This is a genomic window from Micromonospora sp. NPDC002411 (assembly GCF_053592955.1).
Genome location: NZ_JBSFBM010000234.1, coordinates 1 through 10937, shown reverse-complemented (window position 1 = coordinate 10937; position 10937 = coordinate 1). Strand labels below are relative to the sequence as shown.

The 10937-nt window shown below is 71.0% G+C and carries 12 protein-coding genes and 1 pseudogene; 8 read left to right on the top strand and 5 right to left on the bottom strand.

Translation table 11 applies throughout. The features are described from left to right. A partial coding sequence (locus ACWCO3_RS24325; protein ID WP_450012204.1) for a glyoxalase occupies positions 1 to 590 on the top strand: 590 nt, incomplete at its 5' end. A 49-nt stretch (positions 591 to 639) separates the two neighbouring features. Here ACWCO3_RS24325 and ACWCO3_RS24320 read toward each other — a convergent pair. Both ACWCO3_RS24320 and ACWCO3_RS24315 read right to left on the bottom strand, forming a co-directional pair. Continuing rightward, positions 640 to 1035 (bottom strand): hypothetical protein, encoded by a 396-nt coding sequence (locus ACWCO3_RS24320; RefSeq protein WP_145780716.1) that lies wholly within the window; start codon positions 1033 to 1035, stop codon positions 640 to 642. A gap of 42 nt (positions 1036 to 1077) precedes the next feature. Further along, complete coding sequence (locus ACWCO3_RS24315) at positions 1078 to 2322, bottom strand: MFS transporter (protein WP_450012202.1); 1245 nt, start codon at positions 2320 to 2322, stop codon at positions 1078 to 1080. Between the two features lie 82 nt (positions 2323 to 2404). Here ACWCO3_RS24315 and ACWCO3_RS24310 point away from each other — a divergent pair, with 82 nt between their 5' ends. Next, positions 2405 to 3289 (top strand): LysR family transcriptional regulator, encoded by an 885-nt coding sequence (locus ACWCO3_RS24310; RefSeq protein WP_423438969.1) that lies wholly within the window; start codon positions 2405 to 2407, stop codon positions 3287 to 3289. Between the two features lie 18 nt (positions 3290 to 3307). On the opposite strand, the gene ACWCO3_RS24305 is transcribed toward ACWCO3_RS24310, so the two are convergent. Further along, positions 3308 to 3610 (bottom strand): helix-turn-helix domain-containing protein, encoded by a 303-nt coding sequence (locus ACWCO3_RS24305; RefSeq protein WP_145780720.1) that lies wholly within the window; start codon positions 3608 to 3610, stop codon positions 3308 to 3310. A gap of 62 nt (positions 3611 to 3672) precedes the next feature. Between ACWCO3_RS24305 and map the strand changes: the two genes are divergently transcribed. Next, a complete protein-coding gene (gene map, locus ACWCO3_RS24300; protein WP_145780722.1) occupies positions 3673 to 4446 on the top strand; it encodes a type I methionyl aminopeptidase in 774 nt (257 codons plus the stop codon). Positions 4447 to 4454: 8 nt separating this feature from the next. Here map and ACWCO3_RS24295 read toward each other — a convergent pair whose 3' ends face one another. Further along, the gene (locus ACWCO3_RS24295) at positions 4455 to 4799 is read right to left on the bottom strand and encodes a DUF1330 domain-containing protein (protein WP_358078627.1); all 345 of its coding nucleotides are present in this window, start codon (positions 4797 to 4799) and stop codon (positions 4455 to 4457) included. A gap of 122 nt (positions 4800 to 4921) precedes the next feature. On the opposite strand from ACWCO3_RS24295, the gene ACWCO3_RS24290 reads away from it, so the two are divergent. From ACWCO3_RS24290 to ACWCO3_RS24270, 5 genes are all read left to right on the top strand, one after another. Beyond that, a complete protein-coding gene (locus ACWCO3_RS24290) occupies positions 4922 to 5734 on the top strand; it encodes a helix-turn-helix domain-containing protein (protein ID WP_450012198.1) in 813 nt (270 codons plus the stop codon). Between the two features lie 191 nt (positions 5735 to 5925). Then, positions 5926 to 6744 (top strand): CDP-alcohol phosphatidyltransferase family protein, encoded by an 819-nt coding sequence (locus ACWCO3_RS24285; RefSeq protein ID WP_450012196.1) that lies wholly within the window; start codon positions 5926 to 5928, stop codon positions 6742 to 6744. Positions 6745 to 6842: 98 nt separating this feature from the next. After that, complete coding sequence (locus ACWCO3_RS24280) at positions 6843 to 8501, top strand: sulfatase-like hydrolase/transferase (protein ID WP_145780728.1); 1659 nt, start codon at positions 6843 to 6845, stop codon at positions 8499 to 8501. Between the two features lie 31 nt (positions 8502 to 8532). Then, positions 8533 to 9327 (top strand): FkbM family methyltransferase, encoded by a 795-nt coding sequence (locus ACWCO3_RS24275; protein WP_450012194.1) that lies wholly within the window; start codon positions 8533 to 8535, stop codon positions 9325 to 9327. Positions 9328 to 9439: 112 nt separating this feature from the next. Further along, positions 9440 to 10381: a LysR family transcriptional regulator gene (locus ACWCO3_RS24270; protein WP_450012192.1), complete on the top strand. Its 942-nt coding sequence runs from the start codon at positions 9440 to 9442 to the stop codon at positions 10379 to 10381. Positions 10382 to 10481: 100 nt separating this feature from the next. On the opposite strand, the pseudogene ACWCO3_RS24265 reads toward ACWCO3_RS24270, so the two are convergent. Beyond that, positions 10482 to 10826 (bottom strand): annotated as a pseudogene (locus tag ACWCO3_RS24265) (VWA domain-containing protein); the annotation flags it as partial. Positions 10827 to 10937 lie beyond the last annotated feature (111 nt).

Sequence of the window (10937 nt, the reverse complement as noted above, 5' to 3'; positions counted from 1 at the left end):
GGTTCCAATTGCACTACGGCCCCGCGCCGAAGGACCTCGACCCGGCGAAGGAGCAGTCCGGCGGGTGCCTGGTGATGGTGGACGCGGTGGGGCCGTACCACGCGGCGTTCGCCGAGGCGATGCGCCGCAGCTACGGCAAGGTGCTGGTCAAGGGCCTGCCTCGGATGACCCGCTACCGCGCCGGGTCGTCGCGGTTCAGCATCGTCGACCCGTCAGGCAACACCATCGTCTTCATCCAGCGGGACGAGCCGGACGACGTGGAGTACGGCGGGTCGAAGGAGCTTGACGGGCTGGCCCGGGTGCTCGACAACGCGCGGATCCTGCGCGAGTTCAAGATGGACGACCGGGCGGCCTACCGGGCGCTCGACTCGGGGATGCGCCGCCGTGCCGAGGGCGCGCCGGTGGTCGAGCAGGCGATGGCGCTGGCCGGCCTGATCGAGCTGGCCACCGCGTTGGACAAGGCCGACCGGGTGCCCGAGTGGGGCGGCCGCCTCCAAGCGCTGTCCCTGACCCCGCAGGAGCGGACGCAGGCGGCGCAGTACGTCGCCGACCCCACCCTCCTCGAACCGTGGTGGCCCGACGCGACCTGACCCCGGCCCTCCCCGCGCACCGTCGGCGACGTGGTTGTCGCCCGCGTCGTCAGGGCCGCAGCCTGCCGTCATCGTCGAGGACAGCTTCTGCCAGCCGCTCCGGGAACATGCGACGCACGCTCGCGGAGTATTCGCTCCCATCGCCGGGCTGGATGACGCGATCGCCGTCCACCCGCACCGGTATGGAGACTCCGGAGACGACCCCGGCCCCCGGTGCTGCTTCACAGTGCGCCCAGGCGAACGACGAGGAACCGTCTCGCCCCAGCAGCCGAACCTCGCAGGTGCCTGGTCCGCCCAGCAACTCGACGGGGAGGAGCGTCACGAGACGGTCCTCCTCGGCCCGAACGTCAGCCGCGTTGCGGTCAGGTAGCGGGTAGGGCGGTTCGGAGCAGCCGGTGAGCAGCCCGATCGCCAGACCGAGCCAGACGGCGTGTCGGCGAATCACCAGTGCAGCATCCCATCCGGTGGTTCTGAGCCGCCATCACCGTCAGTTTGCGGACCGAGCGCTCGCGGCGCTGCGGCGGAAGAGCAGGGCCACGCCGGTGAGGATGACCAGCAGCAACCCGGTGAACCAGTCCATCGCCGTGCCGGCGGTGACGGCCTGGGTGGCGACGCCGATGCCGACGGACGGCAGGATCATCCCCAGGTAGGCGACGAGGAACAGCCCGGCCAGGGCCTCGCCGCGCCGGACCGGGGCGGCCATCGCCACGACGGCACCAACGGCGGCCTTGAACAACACTCCGGCGCCGATGCCGGCGACCACACCGCCGACCAGGAACGCCGTGAGACTGGCGGCGTGCATTCCCACCAGCAGGAGGGGTACGCCGAGGGCCTGGGCGAGCAGCCCGAGCCGGACCTTCGCCGGGCCGGTGAGCCGGCTGGTGAGGGTCTGCGCCGCAGCGGCACCGCCGAACACGGCGAACACGATAGTGCCGGCCAGCGCACGCGACGGAAGGTGCAGGGCACCCGCGACGAAACCCGGGGCGACCGAGGTGAACAGGCCGAACACGGCGAAGGACGCGAACCCGGCCGCCGCCGCAGCCAGGTATCCGGCCCGGTCCGCGTGGTCGGCGTTGATCCGCTGCGGCCGGTAGGTGGGCTTGACCAGCGGCGCCTCGACGGTCTCCGGGGTCAGGGCGACCGCCACGATGCTCACCGTCAGCAGGACGGCGAACACCAGGTACGGGGTACGCAGCGGCGCGTCGACGTACTGGGCGAGGAAGCCCGCGATCAACGCGCCGACGCCGAGGCCACCGATGTTGGCGGCCGTCGAGACCATCTCGAAGCGTTGGCGGGACGAGTCGGGCCGGTGCGCGGCGTGCAGCTCCTGGAGGTAGGCGGTGGCGGTCGCGGTGATCATGCCGATGCCCAGCCCGCTCACCAGCCGGGCGACCAGCAGCACCGGCAGGGGCGGGTCGCCCAGGAACAGGGCGGCGGCCACCAGCTCCAACACCAACGCCGGAATGAGGATCTTCTTGCGGCCGACCCAGTCCGAGACGTGACCGGCGAGCAGCAGGCTGATCACCACGCCCACCGCGTAGACCGCGAACACGACAGTGCCCATGAAGGTGGAGAAGCCGTCCCGCGCCATGTAGAGCGGGTAGAGCGGGGCAGGCACTGTGCAGAACGCCATCGCGGTCAGGAACGCCAGGGCGATCGCCCAGAACCCGCGGCCGTGCCGGCGGGATCCCGGCATGGACACGGCGGGGCGGGATGACAGGGTCGTCGACATGGCCCCACTGTCGCTGGGCCCAAGCATCAGAGCCAACGAAAGTTGATGCTAGCGACGATCGCGTTCGGTGATACTTGGTGGTGTGGAACTCCGCCAACTTGAGTACTTCGTCGCCGTGGCCGAGGAGCAGAACTTCACCCGCGCCGCCGCTCGGCTACACGTCGTCCAGTCCGCGGTCTCGGCGGCGGTCAAGACCCTCGAACGCGAACTGGGTGCGCCGCTGCTGGACCGCAACTCCAAACGCGTACTCCTCACCGATGCCGGAGCGGCGCTGCTGCCGCGCGCCCGGATCGCCCTCGACGCGGCCCGCGACGCGCGCGACGCCGTCGCCGAGGTGCACGGCGGCCTGCGCGGCACCCTGCGCATCGGCACGATGACCTCGATCAGACTCCTGCACCTGCCGGCCCTGCTCGGCGAGTTCCACCGCCGGCATCCCGGGGTGCTGCTGCACACCAGCGTCGCCCCGCACGGCTCCCAGGGGCTTATCGACGCCCTCGCGGAACGCCGGCTCGACCTCGCGTTCGTCTCCCTGCCCGGCACGCCCCCGGCGGAGATCCACCTCACCGAGCTGGCCAGTTCGGCCCTCGACCTCGTCGTCCCGGACGACCACCCGCTGGCCACCCGCGAGGCGGTCACCCTGGCCGACATCGCCGGGCTGGACTTCATCGACTCTCCGGTCGGCTACGGCAATCGGGCCGTGACCGACCGGGCGTTCGCGGACGCCGGCCTGTCCCGGCGCGTCACGATCGAGATCCCCGACATCGCCACCGGGGCCGATCACGTCCGGCACGGGCTCGGCATCGCGCTGCTGCCCCGGTTCGCCGTCGCCGACGACCACGGTGTGCGACTGCTGAGCGTCACCGGCGCCGACCTGAACTGGACGGCGTCCCTCGCCATCCCGGTGGACCGCCCGGTCGGGGCTGCCGCCCGTGCGCTGATCAGCCTGACCGCCGAGTTCCTGCCCTGACGGGCGCCGGGGTGAGGGCTACGAGGCCAGGCGCTCGGCCACTGTGTGATCCGCTCGGACGAACTCGACCCCGTCGTCCGACTGGTTGATCTCCGACCAGACCGCGTCGAGGGAGAGGCCGAGGACGTCGGCGATCGCCGCGATGGTCGGGAAGGCGGGGGTGGCGATGCGACCGGACTCGATCTTCCGGAGAGTCTCCGGTGAGACACCCGCGTCCAGCGCGGTGAGGAGCATCGAACGTTCCCCCCGGGCGCGACGCAGGAGGGCGCCGAGGCGCTGTCCGCGTTCGACCTCTGCGGGAGTGAGCGGCAACCTGACCATGCCCCGATTCTAGTACCGGGATAATATGGCCGGGATACTTATTGGTTCGAGGAAGGCGCGGCATGATCGAGATCCTGAGCCCCACCGACCTGCCCCGCGCTCGGGACACCGGCGCCCTGGTCGCCGGCATCCTGCAGACGTTGAAGAGTCGCAGCGTGGTCGGCACGAACCTCCTGGACATCGACGCGTGGGCGCAAAGCATGATCATGGAGGCCGGGGCGCAGTCCTGCTACGTCGACTACGAGCCCTCCTTCGGGCGCGGCCCGTTCGCCCACTACATCTGCACGTCGGTCAACGACGCGGTGCTGCACGGGCTGCCCTACGACTACCGGCTCGCCGACGGCGACCTGCTGTCGCTCGACCTCGCCGTCTCCCTGGGTGGGGTGGTCGCCGACTCCGCGATCAGCTTCATCGTGGGCGAGACGCAGCCCCCGGACAGCGTCGCGCTGATCGACGCCACCCAGCGCGCGTTGAGCGCCGGCATCGCCGCCGCCGGCCCCGGAGTCCACATCGGCGACATCTCCCACGCCATCGGCTCGGTTCTCGGCGCGGCCGGATACTCGGTCAACACCGAGTTCGGCGGCCACGGCGTCGGCTCGACGATGCACCAGGACCCGCACGTCTCCAACACGGGACGGCCAGGCCGCGGCTACCGGTTGCGCCCAGGGGTGCTGCTGGCGCTGGAGCCGTGGGTCATGGCGGACACCGCCACGCTCGTCACCGACCCCGACGGCTGGACCCTGCGCAGCGTGACCGGCTGCCGGACCGCGCACAGCGAGCACACGATCGCCATCACCGACGACGGTGTCGAGGTCCTCACCATGCCCAAGCCCTGACCCCTACGCTACGAACCGTCGGCCCGGCGGATCGCGGCCGCCATCTCCGACGAGCTGTGGTCGGCGGCTACCCCCTCGACGAGGATCACCTCGCCGGCGAGGTGCCTCGTCCGCAGGGGCTTGATCTCCTGGTAGGCGGGGGATCCGTACCAGGAGCGGGCCCTGCTCAGGTCGGGAAACTCGATGATGACCAGGTCGCCCGGCCAGTCGCCCTCCAAGACCTCGATCGGCCCGCCGTGCACGATGAACCGGCCGCCGAAGGGCACGAGGGTGGCCTGGATGCGCTCCAGGTATTCCAGCACCTCGGCATGGATGGGAGCTCTGCGCAGGTGAGCAAGCGCGTACGCGGTCATGATTCTCCGTTCGTTGCGGTCGGGGCTTCGCCCCTGGAGAAATAATCGCGAGAGCTGGCGCGCGTTGTCGATTACGTCGCAGGTAATGCGCCGCCCCCCGGCGCGGTCAGTAGGGTCGGTGCGTGACGACCAGGCCGGGGCGACCGGTGGGTGAGCTGCTGCGCGACCAGCGCCGCAGGCGCGGGATGACTCAGCTCGACCTGTCGATCGAGGCGGGCGTGTCGGCTCGGCATCTGAGTTTCGTGGAAACCGGGCGATCCCGGCCGAGCCCGGACCTGATCCTGCGGCTGGCCGAACAGCTCGACACGCCGCTGGCGGAGCGCAACACGATGCTGCTCGCCGGCGGATACGCCCCCGCCTACCCCAGCCACGACCTGGACGGCCCGGAACTGGCTCCGTTGCGTGCCGCCGTACGGCAGATCCTCAACGGACACAGCCCTTACCCGGCGGTGCTCGTCGACCAGCACTGGCACCTCGTCGAGGCCAACCCCGCCGTCGCCCTGTTCACCGCGGGCGCGGCGCAGCACCTGCTGGCCCCGCCGATCAACGTGCTACGGCTCAGCCTGCACCCCGACGGCATGGCCTCCCGGATCCTCAACCTGCCGCAGTGGCGGGCCCACCTGCTCAGACGACTGCACCAGCAGGCCGCGACAACCAACGACCTGGCCCTGTCCGAACTGTTCGAGGAACTTCGCGGCTACCCCAGTGGCGACGACGCCGCGGCACCGACCAGCGACGACGTCTCCCGTGTCGTCATCCCACTTCGCTACCGCCACGGCGACCAGGAGTTGTCGTTCCTCAGCACGACCACCCTCTTCGGCACCCCGCTGGACGTCACCGTCTCCGGGCTGGCCGTGGAGGCATTCTTCCCCGCCGATCCGGTGACCACCGCCGCGCTCCACGCCCTCGGCGCCCCCGCAGCCAGCGCGGGCTGACCTCCAGCACCCACCGTTGCGCCGTGATGCCGGGTCAGCGGCCTTGAGCCGCAGTCACGGTGGACGATTAACCGGCTGCCGAAGGGGCACGTCCCTCTGTGCCACCCTGCTGAGTCGCGTTCAGAATGAACCGATCGGTCATGTTTTCCGTGATGACGGTCAGGGTCACCCACCAGAGTCACGGAGGCACGATGTCAACGGTTCGAACCGGTCTGGTCATCGGACTGCTCGTGCAGATCGGCTTGCTGGCGGTGCTCGCGCAGACCGTCGGTCTCGGCCCGGCCGGGTGGGCGGCGGGGCTGGCGTACGGGGTGGCGCTGTGTACCCTGCTCAGTCGGGGGATGTCCCGCTCGGGCGCACGTGACCTGGGCCCGGCCGACCAGGTGACCCTGAGCCGGGCGATCCTCGTCGGCGGCGTGACTGCCCTGGCCGCGGACTCGTTCTCCCGACCGGCACCTGTCGCGTTGATGGTCGTCCTCACCAGTGTGGCGCTGGCTCTCGACGCCGTGGACGGTTACACGGCCCGACGCACCGGGACGTCCAGCGAGCTGGGCGCGCGCTTCGACATGGAGATCGACTCCTTCCTGGTCCTGGTGCTCTGCCTGTACGTCGCCCCCTCGGCGGGTGGCTGGGTGCTCGCGATCGGCGCGATGCGGTACGTCTTCGTCGCCGCGAGCTGGGTGCTGGGCTGGATGCGCGGATCGTTGCCGCCGCGCTACTGGCGGAAGGTCGTCGCCGCGATCCAGGGCGTGGTGCTGACGGTGGCGATGGGCGGCGCGCTGCCCGGGCCACTGACGACAGTCGTGCTGGTGGTGTCGCTGGCGCTGCTGGTCGAGTCGTTCGGGCGGGACGTCGCGTGGCTGTGGACGACGCGTCACCTCCGCCGCGCCCTCGCCCACGACGCTGCGGAGGGCCGGCGCACTCCGGTCGTCCACGGCACGGCGGATGGGCTGCCCTGGCCAGAGCATCGGACGGTCGCCGTGGCTCGACGCGGGATCGCCCGCGTCTGAGTCGCCCGGTTACCGCGCCCAACAAAGATCATGGAAGGATGCCCGGGTTGTCGCTCTTGACGCGCGTACGTCAGATGCCGAGCCAGGGACGGAAGGCGATGAGGGGCGAGCTTTCGGACGTCACCGCCACCGACGGCACCGAGGCCGAGGGCCGGCCGAAGCGCTCCGTCGTGGCCCGACTGGTCACCCTCCTGGCCGTGCTGCTCGTGGTGCTCGTGCTCACCCTGCCGTACGACTTCGGCCGTCTCAGCCCGGGGGCGTTCGTACGGATACCCCTGGAGGCGCTGCTGGCTGTCGCCCTCCTGCTCGCCCTACCCCCGCGTTGGAGCAGGTTGGTGGCGACGCTCGCCGGCGTGGCCCTCGGCCTGCTCGGCCTGCTGAAGCTGTTCGACCTGGGGTTCACCGCCGCGCTCAGCCGGGCCTTCGATCCGGTGCTCGACTGGGGGCTGCTCGACGAGGGGTTCGCCTTCGTCAGCGAGTCGTACGGCCGGCCCGTCGCCATCGGCGTGGCGATCACCCTGGCGGTGGTGGCCGTCGGCCTGCCCACCCTGGTCACGCTGTCGATGCGACGACTGCGCCGGCTGGTGATCCGGCACCGCGCCGGGACCACCCGGGTCGTGGCGGCGCTGGTGGTCGTCTGGGTGGTCTGCGCCGCGTTCAACGTGCGGGTGGTCGACGGCGTGACTGTCGCCGACACGTCCGCGACCACCCTGACCAACGGCCACGGCTTCCAGGTACGTCTTCGTCTCGACGACCGGGAGAGGTTCGCCGCGCTGCTCGAGGACGACCGGTTCGCCGAGACGCCCGGCGACCAACTACTCACCGCGCTACGCGGCAAGAACGTCGTCGTCTCCTTCGTGGAGAGCTACGGCCGGGACGCCGTCGAGGACCCGGAGTTCGCCCCGCAGGTCGGTGCGGTCCTCGACGGAGGGACCAGTCGGCTCACCGCGGCGGGGTTCGCCTCGCAGAGTGGTTTCCTCACCTCGCCGACGTTCGGCGGCGGTAGTTGGCTCGCGCACGACACCCTGCTCTCCGGCCTCTGGGTCGACAACGACCAGCGGCACCGCACCCTGTTGGCGAGTGACCGGCTGACCCTCAACAAGGCGTTCCAACGGGCGAGCTGGCAGACCGTCGGCGTGATGCCCGCGGTGAGCAAGCCGTGGCCGGAGGGCTCCTTCTTCGGCTATGACCGGTTCTACGACGCCCGGAAGCTCGCGTACCGGGGGCCGAAGTTCAGCTTCGGCACCATGCCCGACCAGTACACGCTCGCCAGCTGGCGGCGGCTGGAGCAGTCGAATGGCGACGGCGACCCGACGATGACGGAACTCGCGCTGGTGTCGAGCCACGCGCCGTGGACGCCCGTCCCGGAGCTGGTCGACTGGGCCGCCCTCGGCAACGGGGCGATCTTCAAGGGCACCGCCAAGGAGTCCGACGACAAGCGACGCAACACCGAGCAGATCCGCGCGGACTACCGGCACTCCATCGAGTACACGTTGAGCGCGCTCATCTCCTACGTGCAGACCTACGGCGACGACGACCTCGTGTTCATCTTCCTCGGTGACCACCAGCCCGCCGCCGTGGTCACCGGCGACAACGCCAGCCGGGACGTCCCGATCTCCATCATCACCCGGGACCGGGCCGTCCTGGACCGGATCTCCGGGTGGGGTTGGCAGGACGGGCTCAAGCCGGGACCGCAGGCACCGGTCTGGCGGATGGACACCTTCCGGGACCGGTTCCTGACCGCCTTCGGGCCGTGACCCGGCCCCCTCACGGACTGGACTGAGACACATGACGGCTGACACCAGCACCAGGATCGCCGCCCTCCGGACCGACCCGGCGATGTCCCTCCTGCACCGATCGTTGGACGTCTACTACGGCGACGCCGAGCGCGACGCGCGGATGGACGCCTTCTACGCCCGCTTCGTCACCGAGGGGGATCTCGTCTTCGACGTCGGCTCGCACGTGGGCGACCACATCGCCAGCTTCCGTCGCCTCGGGGCGAGGGTGGTGGCGGTGGAGCCGCAGCCGCTGTGCCTGCGCGCCCTGAAGGCGATCTACGCCGACGACGACCAGGTGACGCTCGTCGAGGCGGTCTGCGGCGCGGCCCCGGGGAGCACTCGCTTCCACGTCAACTCCGCCAACCCCACAGTGTCGACGGCCTCGCCCGACTTCATGCTGGCGGCGGAGGGCGCCGGCGGGTGGGAGGGCCAGGTGTGGGACGCCGACATCGAGGTCCCGGTGGTCACCGTCGACACCCTCATCGGCGAGTACGGGGAGCCGACCTTCGCGAAGATCGACGTGGAGGGTTTCGAGGACGAGGTGCTGGCCGGTCTGACCCTCCCGCTGCCCGCCCTCTCGTTCGAGTTCACCACGATCGCGCGCCCGGTCGCCTCCCGGTGTCTCGAACGCCTGACCGCCCTCGGCTTCGACGGCTTCGACGTCGCGCTGGGCGACGACAAGTCGATGACGTTCCAACGCTGGGTCTCCGCGACCGACATGGCGACGCACCTCGCCGCACTGCCGCACAGCGCGAACTCCGGCGACGTGTACTGCGTGCGCGGTCGGCACCAGACGCGAACCTGACCGACGATCGGATGATCGGGTGCTGGCGGCGGGGCGGACCAGCGGGGGATGATCGTTGTTCGTCTCGACGCCGAGCCGAGCCACGCGATCAGGCGGGGAGAGGGTGACGCCGTTGACCCCTACGCAGCTTCGCGCGTACGTCGCCGTGGTCCGGTTGGGCTCGGTCAAGCAGGCCGCTGCGGAGCTCCAGGTCTCCGAGTCGGCCGTGTCGCTCCACATCGCCCAACTGCGCAAGGAGTTCGGCGACAAACTCTTCGCCCGTACGGCGGGCGGCCTCGCGTTCACCCCCGGTGGGTTGCGGCTGGCCAGCCGCGCCTCGGAGCTGCTGGGCCTGCAGGACCGCACGATACGGGAGGTGAGCGCCGCGACCCGTGGCCGGCGTCTGTTACGGGTCGCCGCGTCGAGCCTCTTCGCCGAGTTCGCCGCGCCGGGCCTGATCGACCTCTTCGCGAGGCGGGCCGCCGACCTCGACGTCGAGTTGAGCGTGCGTGGCCCGGGCTCCTTCGGGCCGCTGCTGCTGGCCCGCGCCGTGGACATCGCCATCGGCCCGCAGCCGCCGGTCGTCGATGCCGCCATCGCCTGCCGCCCGGTCATGAACTACCGCCTCGTCCTCGTCGTCGGCCCGCTCCACCCGCTCGCCGGGGTGACGGCGTCCCCTGGGCAGTTGCGGGAGCAGACCTGGCTGCTCGGGCCCTCGGCGACCACGGAGTTGGGCGGGGTGCCGGCGATGCTGCGCCGCCTCGCCGTGCCGGATGACCGGCAGCAGATCTTCCAGAGCCACGCGGCGGCGCTGGGGGAGGCCAAGCGAGGTAAGGGGGTGGCGCCGGCCCTCGCGTTCACCGTCGCGCCCGACGTCCGCCAGCGGCACCTCGTGCAGGTGGCGGGGCCACACGCGACGATGGAGGCGGTGTGGCATTCGCAGGTGCTCGCCAACCCCGACGCGATGTCCGCCGCCGGCGAACTGTCGCGCTTCTCGTCGACGCCGAGGGCGATTCAGGCGATGATGCGCGGCGCGGGCGTGAGCGTCGGCCACTCCGGCCGTCGGTGCACGTGACGCTCTGGAGCTGACGGGCCACGACCAGCAGGTCCTGGAAAGTGCCGGCCGGCAGCATCCGGTCGCAGTAGGGGAGTGCGGCGGCCATGCCGCCGACCCGAGGTGCGAAGCCGGGTGCGCCGGCGCGGGGATTCAACCAGACGATCCGGTACGCGCGGCGGCTCAGCCGGGCCATCACGGCGGCCAGGTCGTCGGGCGGATCGCTGTCCCAACCGTCCGACCCGATCACCACCACCGCCCCACGCACGGCCTCCCCGTGGTGGGAGGTGAGCAGGGCGCGCAGGTTCGTGGCGATCCGGGTGCCCCCGTACCGGTCGGTCACGGCCGCGCTGGCCTGCGCGACGGCCTCGGCCGCCGACGTGTGTCGCAGCACCACGGTGAGCCGGGTCAACGTGGTCGCGAACGCGAAGACCTCCGCGTCGGCGACCACCGCGAACGCCCGCATCAGATGCAGGTACGCGGTCGCCTGCGCCCGCATCGACTCGCTGACGTCGCAGAGCACTTCCCCGCAACTCGTTCTGGGGCATGGGGTCACACACAGTGGACGAGGTGCGCG